Here is a 25,939-nt window from a genome sequence, read left to right on the forward strand (position 1 = left end):
GTTCCATTGTTGCCGGGGGAAAACCGATGACGTCGCACCTGACACGCCCCGCCGCCCGACCGGAGGAAGAGAAGCCGTACCGGAAGGGATATCGACTGCCCGCGGCGCTGCGCGCCGAGATCGCCGCAGCGCATCGGACCCGCCCTGTGCTCACCGCCTGTTGTGCGGCCCTCGACGCGCTGATCGCGGTCCTGGTGGCCGTGGCGGGCGGATGGGCCCTGGTCTCGGTGAGCCTGTGGGCCGCTCTGCCCCTCGCCCTGGCCGGCTGCCTCGTCGTCGCCCGGCAGCTCCGGGCGCTGGAGAACCTCACACACGAGGCGTCGCACTACAACTGGGCCCGCCACCATCGCCGTTGGAACGACGTCCTGGGGTTCCTGCTCGTCGGCCTGCCGACCGGCGGACGGCTGGCCGCCTACCGTGAGAGCCACCTGCGCCACCACGGCAGGTTCGGCACCAGCGACGACCCCGACCGCCGGCGTTACGCCGAACTCGACCTCGAGGGGCTGCGGCGCTCGTCGGCCACGGCGTTCACCGTCTCCGTGCTCGCCCGCGCCGTGCGGTACCAGCTCGGCTGGGTGCGCGAGGTCGGCTCCGACCTGTCGGTGACGGCCGCCATGCTGGTGTGGAGCGCGGTCTTCGTCGCCCTGCCCGCGTGGCTGGGCGCGGGTCTCACCGGCGCCGTCGCGGCCGAAGGGCTCTGGCTCGTCTCGGTCTTCGTCGTGCTTCCGGTGCTGAGGCTCGTCGCCGAGGCCGACGAGCACGTCTACTCCGACTCCGACACCGTCTTCGACGCCACCATCTCCAACGTCGGGCTGGTGCAGCGGGTGCTCGTCCACCCGCACGCCGACGGCTACCACACCGTCCACCACCTGTGGCCCGGCATCCCCCACCACAGCCTGCGCCGTACCCACGCGATGCTGATGGAGCGGGACCCCGAGTACGCCCGGCGGATACGGATCCGCCGGGGCGTACTCGAGACCCCTCGGGCCGCGGAGGCTACTCCAGCTCGCTGAGGAGTGCCTCCAGGGCGGCCGCGTCCGCCTGCTCCGCCTGGGAGCGGACGATCAGCTGGGCCAGGCTCTCCACCGTCGGCGACTCGAAGACCTCCCGCAGCGCCAGTTCGATCCGGAAGGTCTCCCTGATCCGGGAGACCAGCTGGGTCGCGAGCAGCGAGAAGCCGTTGAGCTCGAAGAAGGTGTTGTGGACACCCACACCCTCGATGCCGAGCAACTCCTCGAACACCTCGACCAGCTGGCGCTCCACCGGTGTGCGCGGCGCGACGTAGAGGTCGGCGGGGTCGTCCCCGGCGGGGTCGGGCAGGCTGAGCAGGTCGTAGTCGCCGTCGGGGGTGAGCGGCAGCTGGTCGAGCATCACCAGCTGCTGGGGCATCAGCACCTCCGGGACCCGGGTGGTGAGCTGCCGGCGCAGCTCCGAGACGCTGACCGCGCCCTCCTCGGCGGCGACGAAGGCGACGAGCTGCACCCGGCCGTCCGCTCCGACGAGTTCGGTCACCAGGGCGTCCCGGACGGCGGGCAGGTCCCGCAGCGCGGCGACCACCTCCACCAGGTCCCTCCGGCTGCCGGACGCGGCGGCGAACTCCGCCGTTCCGTCGGGGAGCCGGCGCCCCAGGTCGCCGGTGAGCCGGGTGTCGGAGCGGATCTCGCCGATCTCACCGGGTGCGACGGGATCTCCCGCGGCGCCCGACAGCTCGACACGAGAGCCGTCGACGCGCGCGCCGAGGGGAACGCGCAGGGGCGCCGTCTCCGGCGACCAGCCGTCCGGCACGTCGAAAGCGGCCAGCGGGCGGCCCGTGGCCTCCACCCGGTAGAGAGCGACGACCTTGCACGACGCCGACACGCGCCGCGCGAGCTCCACGTCGTGGGAGATCAGCCTGGCGTCGTTGTCGACGAACACGTAGCGCAGCGCGGGCAGCCGCGCCCCGTGCGCCGCCAGCGCACGCAGTTGCGGCGGGGTCAGGTACAGAACGCCGACCGCACTGTCCCGCAGCCACGCGGACAGGGCCACCGGGTCACCGGCGACCGCCTCGTCCGGCACCATCAGGGTGGCACCGGCGGCGCGGGACGCGTTGAACGCGGACATCATGGCGCCGGAACCGCCGGAGAGCACGGTGAACCGGTCCTGCGGGCCCAGGTCGTACCGTCCGAGCGTCCAGTCCTCCTCGACGGGCACCACCCCGTCCCCGGGCGCTTCGAGCAGGGCGCGCACGTCGACCGCCCCCTCCGGGGTGTCCTCGCCCGGAGCCGGGTCGAGGACCGTGGCGATGAACGGGTGGTTGGCCAGCCCCGCGTCGGCCGCCACCGCCGAGAAGGGGACGCCCGCCAGGGCGCAGCCGAGTGCCGCCACGGCGAAGCCCGCGGTACGCCGCCTGATCACGGCCACGTCCCCGTCCTCGCGCGCCGAGAGGCTCCGGGCGACCCGCTCGGCCGCCGCGTACAACTGCGCGTACGTCCAGGAACCGGTGCCGTCCGTCAGCGCGACCCCGTCGGGTGCGGGGCGCCGAGGACGAGGTGCCGCGGCCGGGGCCTGGGCGGTCGGGGTGTCCGCACCGGGCGCCTGGAGCGGGTAGTCGAGGATGCCGCGTGCCGGGTCGGCCGCGGCGCCGGTCAGGAGGGTCCGCACCTGTGCGAGCAGGGCGCGCATCAGCGCGGCGTCGTAGCGGTCCCGGTGGTGGACGAGTTCGAGCTTGACCGCGCTGTCGGACATGTGGGCGGTCAGGGTGAGGTCGAACTTGCTGGGCAGGGCGGGCGGCTCCACGTTCCGCACGGAGACGCCGGCCAGCTCCCAGTCCTCCGAGGTGCTCTCCACCATGTTGAGGACGACCTGGAACAGCGGGGTGTGGTGGGGGTCGCGCGGTATCTGGAGCTCGTTCACGAGCACGTCGAAGGGGGTGTCGTCGCTGTGCGCGTACCCGTCGAGGGCGACCTTCCGCACCCGGGCCAGGAGCGTGTCGAAGGCGGGGGCGCCGGAGAGGTCGACGCGCAGCGGAAGCGTGTTGACGAAGAAGCCGATGAGGTCCGTCGTCGCCGTGTCGTTGCGTGTGGTGACCGGCGCTCCGACGACCACGTCCTCCTGGCCGGACCAGCGGCGCAGCACCGTGGTCAGCAGGGTCAGGAGCAGCATGAACGGGGTGACGCCGTGGGAACGGCACAGCTCGTGCAGCGCGGCCGTCTCCTCGGCCGTCAGCTCCGCCCACACCCGGCCGCCCTCGGCACCCTGGGCGGGCGTGCGCCGCCGTGCGACCGGCAGGTCGAGAGCGGCGGGGGCGCCTTCGAGGTGCCGGCGCCAGTAACCGATCTGGGCCTCCAGCTTCTCCGGGGTCAGCCATTCCCGCTGCCACGCCGCGTAGTCCCGGTACTGGACGGGGAGCGGGGCGAGCCCGGCGGCGTCGACGTCGCCGCCCGCCTCGTACAGGCGTGACAGTTCCCCGAGGAACAGCCGGATGGACCAGGCGTCCGAGACGATGTGGTGGATGGTGATGCTCAGCAGGTGCTCGTCGTCGGCGAGCCTGACGAGCAGGCAGCGGAAGAGGGGACCGTTCGCCAGGTCGAAGGCGGTGGTGGCCTGTTCGTCCGCGAGCTTGAGCGCCGCGCTCTCGCGGTCGCCGGCGAAGCCGCTCAGGTCCTCGGTGGTCAGGCTCCAGCCGTCGTCGGGGTCCGCCACCGACTGGACGGTGCGCCCGTCCACCGTGGGGAAGGTCGTGCGCAGGGTCTCGTGCCGGGCGATGATGGCCCGGATGCTGCGTTCCAGGGCCGCCACGTCGAGGCTGCCGAGCAGCCGCTGCCGTCCGTGCACGTTGTAGGCGACGGAGGAACGCAGCTGGTCCTCCAGCCACAGCCGCCGCTGGTCGTAGGAGAGCACGGCCTCGGTGCCCGCCTCGCGCGGCTGGATGCCCGGACGGCTGGGCACCAGGGCGGCGGCGATGCGCTCGACCGTGCCGAGTTCGAAGATCTGCCGGACGGACACCTCGACGCCGAGGGTCTCGCGCAACCTGCCGACCACCTTCGAGGCTTGCAGCGACTGGCCGCCCAGGTCGAAGAAGTTGTCCTGCCGGCCGACCGCGGAGACCTCGAGGACCTCGCCCATGACGTCGGCGATGGCCTGTTCGGTGGGGGTACGGGGCGGGGCGGACGGCGCCGGTGCGTGCCAGTCGGGCGCGGGCAGCTCGGTGCGGCTGATCTTCGCGGTCCGGGTGTACGGCAGGCTCGCCATCGGGACGAGGACCCTGGGCACCATGTAGTGCGGCAGGATGGCGTACAACTGGGCTCGCAGGTCCGCCTGTTCGGCCGTCCCGGTGAAGTACCCGGCGAGCTGGAGCTGTCCGGCCGGGTCGGTGACCGGGACGACGGCGGCGTCGGTGACACCGGGCAGGGCCCGCAGCCGGGCTTCGACCTCGCCCGTCTCGACGCGGTGGCCCCACAGCTTGACCTGGCCGTCGCGGCGGCCGACGAGCTCCAGGGAGCCGTCGGGCAGCAGCCAGGCGAGGTCGCCGGTGTGGTAGCTGCGGCCCTCGGGGCCGTCGTGGAAGACGGCTGCCGTCTGCGCGGGGTCGAGGTAGCCCAGGGCCAGGGACGGTCCCGAGCAGATGATCTCGCCGAAGAGTTCGGCGGGGCGGCCGTCCGCGCCGCGCAGGTGGACGTCGACGCCGGGGATCGGGCGGCCGATGGAGACGGACGCGCGGGGGAGTGCCTCGCCGGGCTGGATGACGTGCATCAGGGCGACGCTGCACTCGGTGAGCCCGTACACGTTGACGATCGTGCAGCGGGGGAGCTTGCGCTGCACGAAGGTGACGTCGTCACGGGTGAGCTTCTCCCCGCCGTACGCGGCGGTGTGCAGGGTGTCGGGCCAGTCGGCGGCGCCGGGGGCGGTGGCGAGTTCGCGGAACGCGGTCGGGGTGGAGTGGTAGATGGTCGCCCCGGAGCGGGCCAGCGTCTCACGGACCGCCTCGGCCCCGTCCCGGCGCAGGTCCATGGGGCAGGCGGTGGCGCCGTGGACGAGCGCCGAGTAGAGGTCCTGACCGGCGCCGTCGGCGGTGTAGGAGCAGACCATGGTGAGCCGGTCGGTCTCCCGTACGCCGAGGACGTCGGCGTAGGCGTACACGTGCCGGGCCACGTTGTGGTGGCTCTGCACGACCGCCTTGGGCTGGCCGGTGGAGCCGGAGGTGAACAGGACGTACGCGACCGCGTCCGGGTCGAGCGGGGACCAGGAGTCCAGCGGAGCCGTGCTGGTGTCGTTCACGTCGAGCACGGGTCGGCCGGCCGCGATCTGCTCGGCGAGGGCCCGGTTGGCGTGATCGGTGACGATGGCGTCGGCGTCCGTGAGTTCGACGAGCTGCGCCAGACGGCCCTCGGGCGCGTTGGTGTCGAGCGGCATGTAGGCGTGGCCGGCCGCCATGATGCCGAGCATGGCCACGGGTACTTCGAGTCCCTGCCCGCAGAGGATGCCGACCCGTCCGTGGCCGGCCGCCACCCGTGCGCGCAGGGCACCGCCCAGCACCCGCGCGCGGTGGTCGAGTTCGGCGTAGCTGAGGGTGGCGTCCGGGGTCCACAGCGCCTCCCGGTCGGGGTGGAGCGCCACCCGCCGGAGGAATCCGCCGGCCACCGTGCCGCCCTCCGGGGCGACGGACGGCGTGAGGGGGATGCCGGAACCCTGGGTGAGGCGCAGCTCTCCCACCGGGGAGCGCGGGTCGGCCGCGACCTGGGTGAGCAGGGTGACGTACTGGCCGAGCATGGCCTCGGCGGTGTCGGCCTCGAACAGGTCCTGGCTGTAGTTCAGCAGCAGATCGACGGTGCCGTCGGGCAGGTCCTCGACGTACAGCTCCAGGTCGTACTTGGCGGGCAGCGACTCGGGCGGGAGCTGTTCGGCGGTCAGACCGGGCGCCGTGAACCCGGAGGCGGGCTGGTTGAGGTAGTTGAACATCACGTCGAACAACGGGGTGCGGCTCGGGCCCCGGGCGGGCAGGTCGAGTTCGTCCAGGATCGCCTCGAACGGGGCGTCCTGGTGATCGAGGGCGTCGAGCACCGTCCGGCGGACCTGCTGGAGCAGCCCGGTGAAGGAAGCGTCGTCGTCGACCTCGGCCCGCAGGACGACGGTGTGCAGGAAGAACCCGACGAGCCGTTCGAAGTCGCTGTGGCCGCGGCCCGCGACGGGTGAACCGACCGCGATGTCCGTCTGCTCGCTGTGCCGACGGAGCAGCACCAGGAAGGCCGCCAGCAGCACCATGTACGCACTGGCCGACTGCTCCGCCCCCTGCGCGTGCAACCGCCGAGCGACGTCGGCGGGGACCCGGCGGCGCACCAGGGCGCCGCGGTAGCTCGGGCGGGCCGCCCGCACCCGGTCGGTGCGCAGCTCCAGCGGGGCCACGCCGTCCAGCTGCCGGCCCCAGTACGCGATGTGGGCGTCGAGCGCGCCGCTGTCCCGCGCTTCCCGCTGCCAGGCGGCGTGGTCGGCGAACTGGAGTGCCAGCTCCGGCAGTTCGGGGTCACGGTCCTGCACCAGCGCCGTGTACGCCCGGCCGAGCTCCTCGCCCAGGACGGCGAGGGACCAGCCGTCGGCGACGAGGTGGTGGACGGTGAGCAGCAGGATGTGCTCGTCCGCGCTCAGCTCGGCCAGGTGGACGCGGAGCAACGGGCCCGCGCTCAGGTCGAGTCCCGACGCCGCCTCCTCGGCGAGGGCCGCCAGTTCCGACGGGCTGCTCAGTCGCGCCCGCTCGAGCCCCGCGAGCGGCTCGGGGTGGATGAGCTGCTCCAGCTCTTCGTCCTTCTCCCGGAACGTCGTGCGCAGCGCCTCGTGACGTCGGACCACGGTACGAAGCGCCTGGTCCAGGAGGTCCGGGCGGACCGGGCCGTCGACGCGCAGCGCCCCCTGCATCAGCCAGGCCCGGTGAGCGGCGGGGTCCATCCGGCACAGGCTCCACAGCCGCCGCTGTCCGTCGGTCACCGGGGCCCGCAGGGTGCCGTCGGGTCCGGGGCGGCGGGGTGCGGCGGCCGGCAGGGGCCGGGTGCCGGAGCCCCGCAGCGCGGCCGCCTGTTCGGACAGGACCGACCGCTCGAAGATCAGGCGTACGGACGCGTCCACCCCGGCACGCTCGCGCAGGCGGCTGAGCACCTGCCCGGCGAGCAGGGAGTGCCCGCCCAGATCGAAGAAGTCGTCGTCGCGGGCGACGGTCTCCACGCCGAGCACCTCGCGCCAGACATCGGCGACGAGTTCCTCGGCCGCGGTGCGGGGCGGCTCGCCCCCGCCGCCCGCCCGCACGGGGGCGGGCAGGGCGCGCCGGTCGACCTTGCCGTTGGGGGTGCGCGGAAAGGCGTCGAGCACGACGAAGGCGGACGGCGTCATCGCGTCGGTCAGGGTCCGGCGCAGGTGGGCGCGCAGCTCGCCGTGGTCGACGGCGTCGGGCGCGGCGGCGGTCACATAACCGACCAGCCGGTCGCCGTGCATCGCGACGACGGCGTCGTCCACCTCGGGGCGGCGGCGCAGGGCCGCCTCGATCTCACCCGGTTCGACGCGCTGCCCGCGCACCTTGACCTGGAAGTCCTCGCGCCCCAGGTAGACCAGTTCGCCGTCCGGACGGTAACGGACCAGGTCACCGGTGCGGTACATGCGCCGGCCGGGGACGAACGGGTCGGCGACGAACCGTGCGGCGGTCAGGGCCGGGCGGTTGAGATAGCCGCGCGCCAGGCCCGACCCGCTGAGGTACAGCTCGCCGACGGCGCCCACCGGCACCGGGCGGAGCTCGCCGTCGAGCACATGGGCCTGTTCGTGCGGGAGCGGCAGTCCGATCGCCGGGTACCGCTCTCCGCGGGCGACGCGGGAGTAGGTCGAATAGGTGCTGTCCTCGCTCGGGCCGTAGAGGTTGTACACCGCCTCGACGTGACCGGTGGCGTACAGGTCCTCCACGAGGGTGCCGGGCACCGCCTCGCCACCGAGGCCGATCACCTTGGGCGTGCCGCGCAGGCCGCCGCCGGCGACCAGTTCCCGTGCGGCGGAGGGCACCGTGCAGATCAGGGTCACGTCGGGGGCGTCCGGCGCGAGCAGGGCGAGCGGGTCGTCCACGACGACGACCGTCCCGCCCGCGCTGAGCGGGCCGAAGAACTCGAAGACCGACACGTCGAAACAGACCGACGTGGAGGCGAGCACCCGCGACAGCTGGTGGGCGGTGTACTCGCGCAGCCCCCAGCGCACCATCTCGACGGTGCTCGCGTGGGTGAGCATGACGGCCTTCGGCTCGCCGGTCGAACCCGAGGTGTACAGGACGTAGGCGAGCGAGTCGGGTCGCGCGCCCGGGCCGGCGACCGGTGTCACCGGCTGCCGGTCCAGGGCCTCGTGGTCGAGGGCGGTGAGGATCGTGCGGGCGCCGCTGTCCTGGCGCATGAACGTGATGCGCTCGGCCGGGTAGGCGGGGTCGAGCGGCAGATAGGCGGCGCCGGTCTTGAGGATGCCGAGCATCGCCACGGCGAGGTCGACGGTGCGCGGCAGCTGGATGCCGACGATGTCTCCCGCGCCGGTGCCGCCGGCCCGCAGGAGATGGGCGAGCTGGTTGGAGCGCTCGTCCAGCTGACGGTAGGTGAGCCGCCGCCGGGCGTCGGTGACGGCGGGTTCGTCCGGTACCCGGGCGACCTGCGCGGCGAACAGATCGGTGAGACCGGCCGGTTCGGTCTCGGGCCGGAGTCCGGCGCCCCACCGGGCGAGGAACGCGCGGTCCTCGGGGGTGTGCGAGTCCAGGTGCGCGGCCACCCGGTCCGGGGTCGCGAGCGCTTCGGCCAACAGCACGTGCAGCCGTTCGGCCATCCGGACCGCGCCGGGCGCGTCGAAGAGGTCGGCGTTGTAGTCCCACGTGCCCCACAGCTGTTCGCCGTCGCGCCAGAGGTGGAACTCGACGTCGTGCTGGACGGCCTGGCGCGGCAGCCGCACCGGCCGCAGCGGGGAGTCGCCGAGCCGGGCGGTGCCGAGCTCTCCGTGGAAGACGAAGTGGGTGCGGAACAGGGGCGAGCGGTCCGTGCCGCGGTCGGCGGCGAGCGCGGTGACGACGTCCTCGAACGGAGCGTCGCGGTGCGCGAGGGCGGCGAGGCTGGTGTCCCTGGCGCGGCGTACCAGCTCGCGGAAGGTGGGGCGGCCCGACAGGTCGGTGCGCAGCAGCAGCGGGTTGGCGAGCAGTCCGACGACGCCGTGCGTGCCGGGGCGGGCGCGGCCGCCCTCGGCCGTGCCCACGCCGAAGTCGCTCTGTCCGGTGTGGCGGCCGAGGAGCAGCTGGTAGGCGGCGAGGAGGACCACGAAGAGGGTGGTGCCCTCCTCCTTGGCGAGCCGTTCGGCCGAGGCCACCAGCTCGCTCGGCAGGTCCACCGGTACCGAGCCGGCCCGCAGGCCGGTGTCCGCCGTGCGCGGCCGGTCGGTGGGCAGGTCGAGGACGGGCAGCCCGGCCAGCTGCTCCTTCCAGTAGGAGAGGTGGCCGGGGTCGGCCACCGCGGTGGGGACGTCCGGCGGCGGGAGCGGGAGCGTGCCGCCGGCGTAGAGGTGTTCGAGCTCGCCGAAGAGGACACCGAGCGAGCCGCCGTCGCACACCAGGTGGTGCGTGACGAAGACCAGGAGGTGCTCGTCGTCGGCGACCCGGATGCCGTGCACGCGCACGAGCGGGGCCCGGGCCAGGTCGAAGGGGGCGGCGGCGGTCTCCGCGGCGAGCCGCTCCGCGGCACCGGGGTCGTCGCGCAGGTCGGTCCAGACCGTGACCGGTCCGGCCGGCTCCGCGTGCACGGTGCGGACCGGGCCCTGCGGCCCCGCGTGGAAGGAACTGCGCAACGCGGGGTGACGGACCGTCAGGGCGGTGACCGCCTCCTCCAGACGGCCGTGGTCGAGCGGTCCCGTGTGCCGGGCCGCGAAGACGAGGTTGAAGACGGGGGTGTGCGGGTGCAGCTCCTCGAACAGCCAGATGCCCTGCTGGCCGCGGCTGAGCGTGGCGGGTCCGCTCGCGTTCCGGGCCTCGCGCCAGCGGGCCACCAGATTTCGTCCAGTCGTCAGGTCCATCACGCCGCCGCCTCGCCCTTGATCACCGAATGGACGCGGTCGAGCACCGCGTCCTCCGCCCGCCCTTCGGCGAGCCATTCCTTCACCAGCTCGTTCGCCACGTCCTGCGGTGTCGCCGCCGAGAGCACCGTCCCCAGGGGAACCGGCAGTTGCAGCGCGTCCTCCAGAACCGCCGCGGACTCGGCGGCAAGCACCGAGTCGAGGCCGAGATCGACCAGGCCGTCCGTCGGCCGGCACTGCGGAAGATCACGGACCGCCGCGACGATCCCGCAGATCAACGTGGTCAGCTCGGCCGCCGCGGCCGACGTCGGCCGGCCGGCGGTCAGGGTGGCCAACATGCCCGGATCGTCGACGACCGCGTCGCCGAACGCCCCCGACAGGAACTCCACCCGGCACTGCGACCGCCGGACCTTCCCGCTCGACGTGCGGGGCACGGTGCGCGGCGGCACCAGGACCACCATGCCGAGGGGCAGCCCCGTTCCCGCGAGCACGGCAGCGCGCACGCGCGAGGCGATCTCCGCGGTCCGCTCACCGCGCACCTCCATGACCAGGACCGGGCACGGCGTGTCCCCGTCGACCAGGAACGCCGCCGCCGTGCCGGCGCTGCGGCCGAGCAGCTCCAGGGCGGGCGCCTCGACGTCCGACGCGTGGTGGTTGGCGCCCCGGAAGACGATCACGTCCTTGGCCCGTCCGGTGACGGTCAGCTCGCCCGCCCGCAGCCGGCCGAGGTCACCGGTGCGCAGGAACGTCTCGCCGTCCAGCTCGCCGAAGAGGCCGGAGGAGTCGGCGCCGAGGTAGCCGGAGGTGACGTGCGGACCGGCGATCCAGATCTCGCCCTCCTCGCCCTCCTGGCGCGGCGTTGCCGTGTCCGGGTCCACGACGACGACGTGCTGGCCGGTCACGGGGGAGCCGCAGCTGACGGTGGCGTCCTCCGCGGGTCCCGACCAGTGGCCGGCACTGACGATCAGCGTCGCCTCCGCCAGCCCGTAGCAGGGCACGAACGCCGCCGGGTCGAAGCCGACCGGCGCGAAACGCTTGGCGAACGCGTCCATCGTCTGCTGCTTGACCGTCTCGCCGCCGCTGAAGGCCACGCTCCAGCCCGACAGGTCCAGCCCCTCCAGAGCGGCGTCGTTGTGCGCGCGCCGCACACACAGCTGGTACGCGAAGTCCGGTCCGCCGCTGACCGTGACGCCGTGCTCGGTGATCTGCCGCAGCCAGGACAGCGGCGCCTTCAGGAAGTCCTCGGGGGGCATGACCCGGACCGGAATGCCCGCGGACATCGGCGCGAGCAGCCCGCCGATGAGCCCCATGTCGTGGTACGGCGGCAGCCATGTCATGCCCCGTGAGGCGGCGTCGAGGCCGAACGCCTCCGCGATGGCCGCCGTGTTCGCCGCGACGCTGTCGTGGCGGACCAGGACACCGCGAGGGCGTCCGGTGCTGCCCGAGGTGTACTGGACGATGGCGACCTGCTGGTGCTCGGCGCCCGCCGGACGGAACCAGGACGTGCCGTCGGCCTCCGGACCTGGGACGGTCAGGAAGGTCGCCGCCGGGATGCCGGGGTGGTGCTCGGGGGCGAGGACGACCGAGGGGCGGGCGTCCTCGACGATGCCCGACAGCCGCTTGCGGTCCGGGAGCGAGGACTGGTTCGGCGGGTAGGCGGGAATCACCGGCCGGCCGGCCATCATCGCGGCGAAGACGGCGACCACGTACTCCAGACCGGCGGGGTAGAGCAGCAGCACCGGACCGTCACCGCAGCGGGCCAGCCGCCCGGCCAGGGCAGCGGCCCGGCCGGCCAGCGCACCGTGGCTCAGCACCGTGGTCCGCCCGTCCCGGCCGACGAGTTCATAGGCGATGGCGTCCGGGTCCCGGTCGGCCCGGGAGTGGAGTATGTCGACCAGAAGGTTCGTGCGGTCGATCATCAGGTGGCCCTCCCGAGCATGTGATTCCGACGGCTTGACCGGGGGATTCGGGCAGACCGGACACGGCTCCCCGTAGGCGGCGGACACACGGCTCGCACAGCGGTCTTCGCCGGGCGCCCAAGAGCAAGTGGTCCGTGGCCCGCGCCGGGGCCGGCGCGCTCTCCCGCCCGTGGTCCGGCGAGGCTCGACATGGGCGGCAGCCCACACCGTGCCAGGAAGGTAATCGCCGCTGAGAGGGGGCGGGCGTCCCATAAAGGGGGGATGCGCTCGGCGCGGCCCGATCCGTGAACATGGCTGTCAGCACGGTCCATTGGGCGCCGTAACGCCTTTGAAATGGAAGGCATCGCGCCTTGAGCGGCGTGATTCCATTCCCGACTCAACATAAACCGTGGATGGGGCAGTCGCGCATGCGCAAGTTCACCGTAATCTGGGCGAGCAGCCTGGTGACGATGGTCGGTACCGCACTGACCGGGTTCTCCCTCGGGGTGTGGGTCTATCTCGAAACCGGCTCGACGACCCAGCTCGCCCTCACCTTCGTGCTGGCCTTCCTGCCCGGCATCCTGTTCTCACCGCTGGCCGGCGCACTCGTGGACCGCTGGGACCGACGGCGCATCCTGCTCGTCTCCGACGCGGTGGGCATCGGCACCACCCTGACCCTGGGCCTGCTCTACACCGCCGGTCATCTCCAGCCGTGGCACATCTTCGTCACCACCGTGATCCGGTCGTCACTGCGGGCCATGCAGGTTCCGGCGCTCAACTCGATCGTCGTGCTGCTGGCGCCCAAGGAGCAGATCGGCCGGGCCAACGGCCTGATGGGGGTCGCCAACGCCGTCAGCCAGACCGTGGCACCCGCGGTCGGCGGCGCGCTCATGCTGGGCATCGGTCTCAACGGCGTGCTGTTCATCGACTGCGCGACGTTCTTCCTCAACGTCGTGGTCCTCTTCGTCACGCAGATCCCCGCCCCGCCGCCCTCGCAGGCCGGCACCGAGGGCAAGGGGTCGCTGCGCAGCGAGATCGGTCAGGGCTGGCGGGTCCTGACGGGCAACCGCGCGCTGATCACCCTCGCCCTCTTCTACGCGGCGCTCGACCTCAGCGTCGGCTTCGTCGACATCCTCATCACCCCCATAGTGATCGGCTTCGCGTCGGTCTCCGCCCTCGGCGTGGTCCTCACGATCGGAGGTATCGGGCTGGTCCTCGGCAGCGTCACCATGGCGTCCTGGGGCGGCCCCCGGCGCCGCATCCACGGGACCGCGGGCTTCGCGATCCCGCTCGGGCTGTTCCTCTGCCTCGGATCGCTGCGCCCCAGCGTCACCCTCGTGGCGATCGCGGCGTTCGGCTTCATGTTCTGCTCGATGATCATTGACGGCACGTCGCGGAGCATCATCGGCACCGAGGTGGAACCCGACCTGCAGGGCCGGGCGTTCGCCACGTTCAACATGGTGACCAACACCGTCCTGTGCAGCAGTTACCTCCTCGCGGGGCCGATCTCCGACCACGTCTTCGAACCCCTGCTCGCGAAGGACGGCGCGCTCGCCGGGAGCGTCGGCGACCTCCTGGGGACCGGGGAGGGACGCGGCATGGCCTTTCTGCTCGGGCTGCTCGGGCTGCTGGTCCTGGCGACGGCCGCCGCGGGCTATCTGACCCCGGGCCTGCGGGGGCTGTCGGACAAGGTGACGAAGCCCGCAGCGGAGGACTCCGCCGGGCAGGCGGAAGCGAGCCCGGGCGGCACCCCGGACCAGGAAGCGGCGGCCGGCCCGGCACCCCAGCCGGTCTCCGACCGGTGACCGGCGGCGAGAGGGAACGAGGGGCATCACAGATGCGCGTCACGAACCGCACGGACCCCGCCGGCGACGGACACCCGCTGCGGATACCGCTCGGTGCCACGGGCTGGGACCTGTGGGGTGACGCCGCGCTGCGCAGCGCGGGGTTCCCCGCCGACCGGATCGCCGAGCTGTGCGACACCGAACTCGCCGCGGCCGCCGACCAGTTCGACGATCGGGAGGAGGGGTCCAGCGAGCGCTACGCGAAGGTGTTCCAGGCCGCCGCCGAACGGCTCAGCGCGGCGGTCCGCAGGGCAGCCGCCGATCCGTTCTTCCGCGAGGCCGTCACCTGGCAGAACCCGGCGCTCGTCCACAACTGCCTGGACAAGGCGGCCGCCGGTGAACCCCGCAACGTGCGCGGCCGCTACCACGAGCAGACGATCGTCACCTACCTCCAGCGCTACTGCCTGAAGAACGACACGGTCGGCTTCTTCGGCCCGGTCGGCTGGGCCGAGATCAGCCCGGAGGCGACCGGTCTGTCGGCCACACCCGGCCCCGCGCTCGTGAGCCGTCGCACCACCTACTTCGAGGGCTGGGCCGTCGAGGCCGTGGCCCGCGCCGTCGGTGCCCGCCGCGAGGTGCTGCCCTGGCTGACCCCGCGGGTCGTCCCCTCCGCCTCACTCACCGGCTGGACGGTCCAGCTGCCCTTCCGCACACCGGTCACCCTGACCGCGCAGGAAGTGCGGGTGCTCGGCCAGTGCGACGGCCGGCACACCGTGGGCGACATCGCGGGTACCCCGTTCGACCTCGACACCGTGACCGCTCTGCTGCGGCTGCGCGATCTCGGCGTCATTCGGATCGATCTCGTGGGCGGACTCGTCGCCGAGCCCGAGCGGGACCTCGCCGACCGCATCGCCCGGCTCGGCGACCCGGCCGTGCGAGAGCGCGCCGAGCGGCCGCTCGACGAACTCGTCGCCGCCCGCGCCGAGGTGGCCGCCTCGGCCGGGGACCCGGACCGCCTGCTGCGGGCCACCCGGCACCTCGCGGCCGAGTTCGAACGCCTCACCACGTCCTCGTCCACTCGCCGTGCCGGCGGCACCTACGCCGGACGGACGCTGGTCTACGAGGACACGGTCCGCGACCTGGACCTCCGTGTCGGCCGCGACGTGACCGACCGGCTGGCCGCGCCCCTCGGGCTGCTGCTCGACAGCGCCCTCTGGCTGGCCAACAGCATCGCGGAACGGTACCTCGCACGGGGCCGCCGCGTGCTGGAGCGGAGCGGCGCCGAGGCGATGCCTCTGCTCCAGATGCTCACGGCGCTCCTCCCGGAGGTCGCCCAGCTCTCCACGGACAACCTCCGCTCGGAGCTGGTCGACGAGGTGGTCGCGGAGTTCCGTGAGCGCTGGCGCCGCGTCGTCGACCTGCCCCTGGAGTCCTTCGCCGACACGCGCCGGCACACGGTCGGCGCCGCGGAGATCGCCGACCGGGTGGCCCGGGAGTTCTCGACCGGGGCGCCGTTGTGGAGCTGCGCCCGCTGGAACTCGCCCGACGTCATGTTCCTGACGGAGAGTCCGGAAGCGGCCGAACGCGGGGACGTGGACTTCGTCCTCGGCGAGATGCACTGCTCCATCAACACCCTGGAGAGCCAGCTCTTCGTCTCCCAGCACCCCGACTCCGCGCGCCTGCGGGACAGTGCGGCCGCCTCGGGCATGGACGGCCGGGTGGTCATCATCCCCCGCATGGACGCCGCCCTGACCACGTCGCGGATGGCCCGGGCGACCGAGCTGAGACTGCCGCAGTACACCTATCTGTCGATCGGCTCCGACTCCTTCGATGCGCCCCCGGGAGCGACCACCCTGTCGGTCGCGGACCTGATGGTGGAACGAAAGGGCGACGGCGGACTGCTCGTGCGCCACCGGACCGACGGCCGGGAGTACCCGTTCCTGGAACTGATCGGCGAACCGCTGTCGCTCCTCGTCGCGAACGCGTTCAGCCCGTTCGGCGGGGCGGGTCACCGTCCCAGGATCAGCATCGACCGGCTCGTCGTGGAGCGCGAGGCGTGGACCTTTCCCGCGGCGGACTGCGACTGGGCGTTCCTCAAGGACGAGCGGCGGAGGTACGCGGCCGCACGCGCCTGGCGGGCCCGGCACGGTCTGCCCGAGCGCGGCTTCTACCGGGTGCCGGTCGAACGCAAGCCGATGGCCGTCGACTTCCGCAGCCTCGCGCTGGTGAACCTGCTGGCGAAATCCGTCCGCAGGACCGCCGAGGCGGGCGGCGGGTTCACGCTCTCCGAGATGCTCCCCGACACGGACCGGCTCTGGCTGCGTGACCACGCCGGTCAGCGGTACACCGCCGAAATGCGGATCGTCGCCGTCGATGCCGCCCGCCGGTGACCCGATCCCTCTCACCCCCGTCGCGAGGTACCTCCGTGCAGGCCATGATCGCTCTTCGGAGTCGGATACCGGCCCTGGCCGCGTTCCTGCTCCTGCTCCTCGTCTCCGTCGCGGCCACGCTGCCGCTTCTCACCCCCGACGCCCGGCCGGCCTCCACCGCCGAGGCGAACTTCTCGGCGACCCGCGCGATCGGCAGACTCGACCACATCGCGAAGGTCCCCCACCCCACCGGTTCAGCCGCGCAGAACGACGTACGTACCTACCTTCTCGGTGAGCTGCGGGCGCAGGGGCTCACCCCCCGGGAGCTGACCCGGGTCGCCGCCCGGGACGCCCACGACGCGCCCGCCAACGCCGCCACGGTCACCGACATCCACGCCACGATCCCCGGCAAGCGGTCCACCGGCCGCATCCTGCTCGTCGCCCACTACGACTCGGTGCCGACGGGCCCCGGCGCCGCCGACGACGGCGCCAACGTCGCGGCGATCCTCGAGATCGCCGGCGCGCTCGAGGCCGGACCGCGGCTCCGCAACGACGTCGAAGTCCTCTTCACGGAAGGCGAGGAGGACGGCCTGCTCGGCGCGCAGGCGTTCGTGGACGCGGAGGCCGGGACCCGGCAGGCAGCCGCCCCGGAGCGGACCGTCGTGATCAACATGGAGGCCCGGGGCGTCTCCGGGCCCGCCGTGATGTTCCAGATGGCGGGCGGGGGCCTCACCTCCGCTGTGCGGGCGTCGGGCGCGTTCACCACGTCACTCGCCGACGAGGTGTACCGGCTGCTGCCGCACGACACGGACCTGACGGTCTTCGACGAGGCCGGTATGCGGGGTCTCAACTTCGCCTTCATGGGCGGCTCCCCGCACTACCACACCGACCACGACGACATCGCCCGGCTCGACCCCACGTCCGTCCAGGACATGGGCGACAGCGCGCTCGGCGCGGTCCGGCGACTGGGCGGCGAGGACCTCGCCGGGAGCGGTTCGGCCGCCACGTACTTCTCCCTGTTCGGCACGCTCGTGTCCTACCCGGCGTGGCTGGTCCTGCCGCTCGCCCTGCTGGCACTGCTGGCCGTAGCGCCGCTCATGTGGTTCGGCCGCCGTACGGGACTCGCCCCGCGCCGGGTCGGACGGGCCGCCGCCACGTTCCCGCTGACGCTGATCGGCGCGGCGGCACTCGGGGTGGCCGCCTGGTGGGCGGTGGCACAGTTCCGTCCGGACTTCGTGCTCACCGCCGGCAGCGTCTACCACCTGGGCCGCTACGCCGCGGGGGAGACGCTCCTGCTCCTGGTCCTGCTCGTCGCCTGGTACCGGTGGGCCCGCCGGGAGGCGTCACCGCTCGACGTCACGGTGGCCGTGCTCGGCTGGTTCGCGCTTCTCGCCCTGGTGTGTGCCGTACTGCTGCCCGGAGCCGCCTACCTCTTCACCTGGCCGGCCCTGATCGGCCTCGCCGCCGTCGCCGCGATCCTGCGGTACACGTCCGGGAGTTCTCCCTGGCGGACCGTGGCCGGGGCACCGGCCGCGGTACCGGCCGTGGCCCTCGTGCTGCCGGTGGTCCTCATGCTGCTGCCCACCCTGGGTCTGTCGGCCGTGGCCGTCCCGCTGGTCCTGGCGGCGTTCGTGGGGGGCGCGCTCCTGTGGGCGGTGGAACCGCTGCCGCGGCGCCGGGTGGCCACCGCGGTGATGCTGACGGCGGCGGTGGCGGGCGTGGCCACGCTCGGCGTGAGCGCCGCTCTCGACGGCTACAGCGCCGACGAGCCCAAGGCGGTCAGCCTCGGGTACGTGCTCGAGTCCGACACGGGCAAGGCGACGTGGGTCGGCCTCGGCGACACCTCCGAGCGCACGGTCGGCCCGTTCCTCGGCAAGCACCCCGTCCGTTACGACGACCGGGTTCCACCGCTGTCCGGCGTCGCGCTGCCGAACGGCGTGGCCAAGGCCGCCCGGCTGGACCTTCCGCGCGCCGAGGACATCTCGGTGACCGAGGCGGGCGGTGTGCGCACGATTCGGATGCGCGTCAAGGCGCCCGCGGACAGCTACAGCCTCGCCGTGTACGCCGACACCGGCGACCACGAGATCCTCGGCGCCTCCGTCGAGGGAAGACGGATCTCCGGGGGCCGCAACCACCCGCACGGCAAGTGGGGCTGGGGTGTCACCTACGCGGCGCCGCCGGCGGACGGACTCGACATCGTCGTCCGCGCGCGGGGCGCGGGCCCGCTGCCGCTGCGCGTGGTGGCCGGCGAGGTCGGCCTCCCCGACGGGGTCGGCGCACCCGCACTGGGCGCGGACCGGAGCTGGGCGGGCTGGCCGTCGGTCGCGGGTCAGACCTTCGTCGTACGGACCTTCAAGGGCTGAGGCGGCCACCCCCTGCCCGCGGCACGGACTCGCCCGTGCCCGGCAGGCGGTCCGCCTCGTTCCCGTCCGCGGGACCACACGACGCGTAAGGCGGCACCACCCCGCTCAAGGGCTGTGCCGCCTTACGCGTCGTGTGGTCCCGTCAGCGTGCCGACGGGGCGGGGGCGAGGTCCCGGTAGGCCTCGGCCATCGTCTGCACGGCCTTCCGGACCGTCTCGAACGGCCGGGCCAGCGAGACCCGGATGAAGCGCAGACCGCTGTCCGGGTCGGCCCAGTGGAAGGGCGAGCACGGCAGCACGTGGACGCCGCGTACGAGCATCTCCTTGTGCAGGACAGCCGAGTCGGGCCCCTCCTCGGGGAGTTCGATGCGCGCCACGCTGATCTGGGAGTCCGGGTCGGCCAGCCGCAGGCCGACCTGGCCGATCGTCTCCTTGACCGTGGCGCGGTTGCGCTCGACCAGGTCGCGCGCCCGCTCGTAGCCGCCGTCGACCCAGTCCCCGGCCAGCTCCGTGATGAGCTGCAGAACGACCGGGGACGCCGCGAGCAGCGACTCGGAGAAGGCGTACTCGATCGGCAGGTCGGTGCGCTCGCTGTAGGCGAGCATTCCGATCTTCAGCTCGTGCGTCGGCCACAGCTTGCCGGTGTCCTCGATGGTGATCCAGGCGCAGCCCGCGGCGTCGAGCACCGCGTAGGTGTCGTACTGCGCGTCGCGGACCTGGCCGCGGAAGCTGGCGTCGATGATGACCGTCTGGCCGTTCCGCGCGGCGTGCTCCGCCAGGGACCGGAGGTGCCCCTCGGGGGTGATCAGCCCGGTCGGGTTGTTGGGCAGCGTCACCACGATGGCGTCGACCGGGGCGCCCGGCCACTTCTCGGCGAGGAGGTCCTCCTCGGACATCGGGACGAGGTGCAGACCGCGGGTCCTCAGCAGGTCGGCGATGTTGTCGAACGTCGGGTGGAGCACCGCGACCGTCGCCCCCGCCGGCAGCGCGCGGGCGACGATGTCCGTGGCGAGCGTCGACGAGTAGCAGCTGAGGATCCGACCGGTGCCGACCGGCGCGGTGTGCTGGCCGACCGCGCTGAAGAACGCCTTGTGGGCCGCGAGTTCGATCTCGGAGAACGGCCGGCGGGTGGCCTCCACAAACATTTCGGGAATGCGGGCGACAATGTCGGACTGCTGTGGTGTGAGAACGAGCCGGGCGTGTCCGTCGGTGAGGTTGAGCCCACCGTCGACGTCCATCAGCGCGTCAACTTCCATTGTCGTCAGATTGACAATTTCGGTCATCCTCAGCCCTTCAATAGGTCCCCGGATGCCTTCTGCTCGCCGTATTGATGAACCGATTCGGGCGTCACGAAAGCGCGATTGGGCTCCGCAGGAACTGTCACGTTGCCGAAAATATAGAGAGGGTCGCGCCCTGTGTGCCTGTCCCCTCTAAGGGGGACCGCGAGGCTTTCCCCTCCGTGCCTAGACTCCGATCCGTTCACGTCGGACCGCGGGTGCACAGCACCGGCGGCGGGAAGGTGGAGGACGGAAGCCATGCATCACCTGGCGCTCACACCCGAGGACAACGCGGCGCTCACGCCGATGCTCGCCGGGCTGGCGGCGACGTACGACACGATCGAGAACCCCGAGCTCCTCCGCCGGGCTCCCGTGCTCGCGAAGGGGCTGCCCACCCACCTCTTGTCGTTTCTCGAGGAATTCCGCTTCGCGGAGCCGTCGGCGCTCTGCCGGATCTCCGGTCTGGACGTGGACGAGGCGGAGCTGGGCCCGACGCCGGAGCACTGGCGCGACAGCCAGTTCGACTCGCCGGCCTTCCGCCAGGAGATCTTCTTCCTGCTGTGCGCCACCGCCCTCGGCGACGTCTTCGGATGGGCGACGCAGCAGGACGGCCGCATCATGCACGACGTCCTGCCGATCAAGGGCCACGAGAACTACGAGATCGGCTCCAACAGCCTTCAGCACCTCTCGTGGCACACGGAGGACGCCTTCCATCCCTGCCGGGGCGACTACGTGGCGCTGATGTGCCTCAAGAACCCGGACGCGGTGGAGACGGTCGTGTCGACCGTGCCGGACATGGACTGGTCGAACGTCGACGTGGACGCCCTGTTCGAGGCGGAGTTCACCGTCATGCCCGACAACTCGCACCAGCCGCAGCAGGGACTGGCGTCCTCCGGTGACCCGCGCATCGACGCGCTTCGCGAGCGCAGCTTCCGGCTCATCCAGGAGTGGAACGACAACCCGCAGAAGCGGCCCCTGCTCTACGGGGACCGCGACGACCCGTACATGGCCCTCGATCCGTACCACATGGATCCCTCGGGATGGACGGACCGCAGCCGGCAGGCGTTCAAGCAGCTGTGCGAGGAGATCGAGAGGGCGATGAAGGACGTCGTGCTGCGCCCCGGCGACCTGGTCTTCATCGACAACTTCCGCTCGGTGCACGGCCGCAAGTCGTTCCAGGCCCGCTACGACGGGTCGGACCGCTGGCTGAAGAGGCTCAACATCACCCGTAACCTGCGGGGTTCGCGGGCCTGGCGTCCCGCGACCGACGACCGCGTCATCTACTGATCGCGACCCCTCACCCGCCGGCTGCCGCGAGGCGGTCGGCGAAGTCGTGCAGAGCGGCCTGTGTCACGTTGCTGACGCTGACCCGCAGTGTGCGCTGGTCCTCGGGGTGGAAGGCCGTGCCCGGCAGCACCAGGACATCCTGCTTCAGCAGGAGTTCGCGCACCACGTCCTCGGTCGGCCGGTCGGTGAACGGATGGCGCAGCCAGCCGAAGAAGCCGCCGGCGGAGAGCAGTTCGAACCCTCCCGGACGCCGCGCCATGACCCGGGCGAACGCGTTCCGCTTCGCGACGATCTCCGCTGCCCGCTCCCGGCGCCACTGGCCTGCCCCGGTGAGTCCGGCCCAGGCGGCCTCCTGGCCGATGCGCGGCGGGCAGATCGTGACGCAGTCGAGGAGCTTCATGATCTCCTCGTTCAGGGCGGGCGACGCCACGATCGCGCCGACCCGGTAACCGGGGATCGCGAGGTCCTTGGAGAAGCTGTGCAGACTGACGACCGTCTCCTGCCAGCCGGGGTCGGCGAACAGGGGGTGCGGGGGTTCGTCCGTGCCGCGGAACGAGCGGTACGTCTCGTCGAGGATCAGGGCGATCCCGTGCCGCTCGGCGACCCGCGCGAACGCGACGATCTCCTCCGGCGGGATCGTGACCCCGGTGGGGTTGCCGGGCGTGACCAGGGCGATGGCCCGGGTGCGCGGGGTGATGAGGGCCTCGGCCGCCGCGGCGCGCGGCACGAGGTCGGCCCCGGGTTCCAGGTGGACGGGGGTGATGCCGTCCAGCCCCAGCCACATGTCGTGGTTGAAGTAGTACGGCAACGGCAGGATGATCTCGTCGCCCGGCTCGGCCAGAGCCGAGGTCACCAGGCAGAAGGCCTGGTTGCAGCCGGCGGTGACGACGACGTTCTCCGCCCCGACACGGCCCCGGTAGTCGCGGGACAGCTCCTCGGCGAAGGCCGTCCGCAGCTTCGGCAGCCCCGCCAGATCGACGTAGTCGGCGCCGTGGGCGTCCCGGGCCACGGAGACGATGTGCTCCACGACCGACGGGGCCGGCGGGTAAGCGGGGGCCGCCTGCGCGAGGTCGAGCAGGGCGGCGCTCCCGTTCCCGTCGCGCTCGTCGAGCAGCGCGTAAGTCGCCCCGATGGGCGAGGGGGTTCGCAGCAGGGTCCTGGAGGTGAGTCGCACGCCGGTTCTCCTTCGAAGAGAGCTCGTCGCACCGAGCTTCCCCGGACCCGTCGGGCGCCGCCAACCCCCTCTTCAGGGGACGTGCCATCGAGGAGTGGGCGGGTCAGGACGACAGGAGCGCGGGCCGCCAGCCGTCCGGGAGCACCTCCCCGTACTCGATGTCGCTCACGCCGCGGAAGGCGGCGAGGTCCTCCAGCTGACCGACGACCGCCCGGCGCAGCGCGGCCGTCGGCTGGACGCCCGGCTCCAGGTGAATTCCCTCGACCAGCAGACTGTCCCGCTTGCGCTCCACGCGCGGGGAGATCCGGCCGACGAGCTGGTCGTCGTGGACGATCGGCAACAGGTAGTAGCCGTACTCCCGCTTGGCCTTGGGTATGTACATCTCGTTGCGGAAGTCGAAGTCCCACAGCCGCTGGGTGAGCCGGCGGTCGCTGACGAGGTTGTCGAAGGGGGAGAGCAGGGCGGTGCGCCCGTGCCAGTCGCCGGAGCGGATCGCGGTCAGCTCGTCCTCCGCCTCCGCGTGCACGTACCAGGTCTCGTTCGGTTTGCCGCCTTCGACGCGGACCGGGATGACGCGGCCCTGTTCGGTGAGGGCGCGCAGCACGCCGGGCAGGCCGTCGTACTGGCCGCGCAGGAAGTACTGCCTGATGTCGAGCGGGCGGGCTACCCCGAGGGCCCGGAGCGTGTGCTCGGTGGCCGTCGTGACCTTCTGCTCGGCCGACATCGGCCGCCGGTCGGCGTCGGGCGGCAGGCAGGCGTCGGGCAGACCCCACAGACGCAGGCCGCCCTCGCGGCCCTGCACCATCACCTTGCCCTGGAGCCAGAGGAAGGTGAGCATCCGCTCGACGTTGCGGCCGGCCGTCCAGCCGGAGGACGGCCAGTCCATGGCCGCGCAGTCGTCGAACGCCTCCGTGGGCAGGGGGGTGCCCTCGGCGAGGCGGGACAGGACGTGCTTGGCCAGCACCACGTTGGCGTCCAGCCAGACCTGGGTGAAGGACCGGTTGGGCGGCGGGTAGGCGTCCATCGTCGCGCGGTGCAGCGGGTAGTCCTCGGTGAGCACGATGGCCGCCGCGTGGGCCCAGTACTCGAAGAGCCAGCGGTCCTGCCACCAGATCGTGGACAGGTGCGGCGCCGCCTCGGGACCCAGCCGGCTCCAGACCACCAGTTCGTGGCTGGGCGCCACCACGTTCACGGGGTCGAGCTGGAGATAGCGCAGGGAGCGCAGGACGGTACGCAGTCCGTCCGGCGTCGGATCGGGCCGGGACGCGGTCAAGTGCTGTCTGGACAGGGCGAGTCGGCGCGCCTCGGCCTTGCTGAGCGTGAGAGTCGCCTTGGGCGGGGTCATCGTGCTGCGGCTCCTTGCTGGGCGAGCTGTCCGAGGGAACGTCCCAGTCCCAGGAGGTGCTCGCTGTTGTGTGTCCGGCCGGTGGTGTAGGCGCCCGTTTGCTGTCCGAGTAACGCGACCCGGGTGAGTTCCGCCTTGTTTCCGACACCCAGTTTGGCTCGAATGCGTTTGACGTACGTGTCGACGGTGTGCGGGCTGATTCCGAGCCGGGTCGCTATCTGTCCGTGGGTGAGTCCGCGGGATATCTGACGGAGTACTTGAGTTTCCCGGTCGGAGAGGTTGCCGTCCGGGGCGCTCATTCCCTCCTGGGCGGCGGGGCCGGTGCTTTCGAGCGAGGGCTGGGTGGGGCCGCACAGGCACGGGGTGGGTCTGGAACCGGCGGCGAGAGCCTGAATAGCTCGTATGATGCAGGCGACCGAACCGTTCTTGTGGATGACGCCGGAGGCACCCGCCCGCAGGTAGGGGGCGGAGTCGGCCTCGGACGCGTGATTCACGACGAGGACTGGTGCCTGGGCGGCGAGTTCGGTGATCTGTTGCAGGGAGGCAACGCACAGAGCTTCGGCGTCGAGGAGGACGACATCGGTCCGTCTGGGCGGGTTCGCCTGGGACGACCGTGCGGTCACGTCGATTCCGGAACCGTCAAGAACCTGGACGAGTCCGGCCAAGAAGATGGGAGACGCCGTAATTGCTTCGGTCCTGATCATAAATCCCCGTACTTTGAGCTATAAATGCTTGACAGTACTGTGGCATTCAGATATGGAGCAACGGCCGTATGTGATCGTGTCGTTGCAGCCGCCGCTTGATCCGGCCAGGCCTGCGCATCCCCCCAATCGAGTAAACCGCTTCCCCAGGGCCGTACATCCCGATTCGAAATCGAATGTTATCAGTCGCGTCTCGCTTGACCTGTAGCTGTTTCGAGGGACAAGTGGACATGCCAGCTACCAGATTGAGCCAATTTTCTGAGCGGGCTCAGCGGACTCGACCCGGCCGGGGAGCCGGCGGGGAACGGCGTTCTCACGCGCCGTCGGCGCAGTGCTTGAGCGCCCGGCCGAACGCGTCGAGGGCGAGGGACAACTCCTCCTCGCTGACCGACAGCGCGGGCCGCAGCCGCACGGTGCGTTCACCGCCGGGGAGCACGAGGACCCCTTCCTCCCGCAGGATGTCGACGAACGCGTCGCGGATCGCGGCCGACGGCAGGTCGAAGGAGCACATCAGCCCCCGTCCCCGGGCGTTGGAGAGCAGACCCGGGAACCGGTCGGCAAGCGAACGGAACCCCTCCAGCAGATGGGCGCCCAACGACACGGCTCGCTCGATCAGCCGGTCGCGTTCGATGACCTCGAGCAGACGGCGCGAGCGGACCATGTCGGTGAGACCGCCCGCCCAGGTCGAGCCGACACGGGCGCTGACGCGGAAGACGTTGTCCGGCACCAGGTCCACCCGCCGGCCGGCCATGACCCCGCCGACCTGAGCCTTCTTGCCGAAGGCCACCACGTCCGGCTCGATCCCCAGCTGCTGGTACGCCCACGGCGTTCCGGTCAGACCCACCCCGGTCTGCACCTCGTCGAGCACGAACAGCGCGTCGTGCGCGTGGCACAGCCGCTGCATCGCCTGGAGGAACTCGGGACGCAGATGCTTGTCGCCGCCCTCGCTCAGGATGGGCTCGGCGATGAAGCACGCGATGTCGTGCGGGTGCGCCGCGAAACTCGCCTCGGCCTGGGCGAGCGCCGCCCGCTCGGCGTCCTCGACCAGCCGGGTGTTGCGCTCGTCCAGCGGGAAACGGATCGCGGGCGTGTCGATGCGGGGCCAGTCGAAGACCGGAAAGCGTTCGGTCTTGACCGGTTCGGTGTTGGTCAGGGACAGGGTGTATCCGCTGCGGCCGTGGAAGGCGTACTTCAGGTGCAGCACCTGCGTGCCGAGCGACGCGGACCGGCCGGCCGCCTCGTTCCGTCGGCTCTTCCAGTCGAACGCGCACTTCAGCGCGTTCTCCACGGCCAGTGCTCCGCCTTCGACGAAGAACAGGTGCGGCAGTTCGGGGTCGCCCAGCACCCGGGCGAACGTAGTGACGAACTCCGCGAGTTCCGGGGTGTAGGCGTCCGCGTTCGACGGCTTGTTGGCGGCGACTTTCGCCAGCAGCCTGGCGAACTCGGCGTCCTCCACGACCTCCGGCGGATTGAAGCCCAGCGGACTGGACGCGTAGAAGGTGAAGAGATCGAGGTAGGAACGCCCGGTGAGCGCGTCGACCAGCCAGCTGCCGTGGCTGCGCGCCAGGTCGAGGACGAACGGGTATCCGTCGACGAGCATGTGGGCCGACAGGCTCGGGTGGACCTGGGCAGGGGTGATCGAGGCGGTGGTGGGGAGAGACATCTGCGGGTCCTCGCGTCGGGGGCGGGTGGGCGTCCTGACCG

12 protein-coding genes are annotated in these 25,939 nt (G+C 72.1%); 5 read left to right on the forward strand and 7 right to left on the reverse strand.

What is annotated here, in order from left to right; translation table 11 throughout:
- Positions 1-26: 26 nt before the first annotated feature.
- Complete coding sequence (locus tag ACWEEU_RS20975) at positions 27-1,013, forward strand: fatty acid desaturase family protein (RefSeq protein WP_451734165.1); 987 nt, start codon at positions 27-29, stop codon at positions 1,011-1,013.
- Here ACWEEU_RS20975 and ACWEEU_RS20980 read toward each other — a convergent pair.
- Positions 997-10,038 carry an amino acid adenylation domain-containing protein gene (locus tag ACWEEU_RS20980; protein WP_451734167.1) on the reverse strand — a complete coding sequence of 3,014 codons (9,042 nt, stop codon included), beginning with the start codon at positions 10,036-10,038 and terminating at the stop codon, positions 997-999. The genes ACWEEU_RS20975 and ACWEEU_RS20980 overlap by 17 nt on opposite strands.
- A complete protein-coding gene (locus tag ACWEEU_RS20985; RefSeq protein ID WP_451734169.1) occupies positions 10,038-11,957 on the reverse strand; it encodes an AMP-binding protein in 1,920 nt (639 codons plus the stop codon). Before ACWEEU_RS20985 ends, ACWEEU_RS20980 begins: the two co-directional genes overlap by 1 nt.
- Before the next feature lie 407 nt (positions 11,958-12,364).
- Between ACWEEU_RS20985 and ACWEEU_RS20990 the strand changes: the two genes are divergently transcribed.
- The 3 genes from ACWEEU_RS20990 to ACWEEU_RS21000 are packed head-to-tail and all read left to right on the forward strand — an operon-like array spanning position 12,365 to position 18,452.
- Entirely contained in the window at positions 12,365-13,741 is a 1,377-nt protein-coding gene (locus tag ACWEEU_RS20990) for an MFS transporter (RefSeq protein ID WP_385743893.1), read from the forward strand.
- A gap of 32 nt (positions 13,742-13,773) precedes the next feature.
- Positions 13,774-16,110, forward strand: coding sequence for a lantibiotic dehydratase (locus ACWEEU_RS20995; protein WP_451734171.1), 2,337 nt, complete (start codon positions 13,774-13,776; stop codon positions 16,108-16,110).
- 44 nt (positions 16,111-16,154) lie between these two features.
- The gene (locus ACWEEU_RS21000; protein WP_451734173.1) at positions 16,155-18,452 is read left to right on the forward strand and encodes a M20/M25/M40 family metallo-hydrolase; all 2,298 of its coding nucleotides are present in this window, start codon (positions 16,155-16,157) and stop codon (positions 18,450-18,452) included.
- A gap of 142 nt (positions 18,453-18,594) precedes the next feature.
- Here ACWEEU_RS21000 and ACWEEU_RS21005 read toward each other — a convergent pair whose 3' ends face one another.
- A complete protein-coding gene (locus tag ACWEEU_RS21005) occupies positions 18,595-19,734 on the reverse strand; it encodes an aminotransferase class I/II-fold pyridoxal phosphate-dependent enzyme (protein WP_385747442.1) in 1,140 nt (379 codons plus the stop codon).
- 252 nt (positions 19,735-19,986) lie between these two features.
- Here ACWEEU_RS21005 and vioC point away from each other — a divergent pair, with 252 nt between their 5' ends.
- A complete protein-coding gene (gene vioC / locus ACWEEU_RS21010) occupies positions 19,987-21,015 on the forward strand; it encodes an arginine beta-hydroxylase, Fe(II)/alpha-ketoglutarate-dependent (protein ID WP_385747440.1) in 1,029 nt (342 codons plus the stop codon).
- Positions 21,016-21,025: 10 nt separating this feature from the next.
- On the opposite strand, the gene ACWEEU_RS21015 is transcribed toward vioC, so the two are convergent.
- The 4 genes from ACWEEU_RS21015 to lat form a co-directional block, all read right to left on the reverse strand.
- On the reverse strand, positions 21,026-22,189 hold the full coding sequence (locus ACWEEU_RS21015) for an aminotransferase (RefSeq protein ID WP_451734176.1): 1,164 nt from the start codon (positions 22,187-22,189) through the stop codon (positions 21,026-21,028).
- A gap of 103 nt (positions 22,190-22,292) precedes the next feature.
- The gene (locus ACWEEU_RS21020; protein ID WP_385747437.1) at positions 22,293-23,534 is read right to left on the reverse strand and encodes a winged helix-turn-helix domain-containing protein; all 1,242 of its coding nucleotides are present in this window, start codon (positions 23,532-23,534) and stop codon (positions 22,293-22,295) included.
- Positions 23,531-24,238 carry a DNA-binding response regulator gene (locus ACWEEU_RS21025; RefSeq protein WP_385747435.1) on the reverse strand — a complete coding sequence of 236 codons (708 nt, stop codon included), beginning with the start codon at positions 24,236-24,238 and terminating at the stop codon, positions 23,531-23,533. Before ACWEEU_RS21025 ends, ACWEEU_RS21020 begins: the two co-directional genes overlap by 4 nt.
- Positions 24,239-24,548: 310 nt before the next feature.
- The gene (gene lat / locus ACWEEU_RS21030; protein WP_451734179.1) at positions 24,549-25,898 is read right to left on the reverse strand and encodes an L-lysine 6-transaminase; all 1,350 of its coding nucleotides are present in this window, start codon (positions 25,896-25,898) and stop codon (positions 24,549-24,551) included.
- Positions 25,899-25,939: the final 41 nt, after the last annotated feature.

Source organism: Streptomyces sp. NPDC005004 (genome assembly GCF_053600675.1).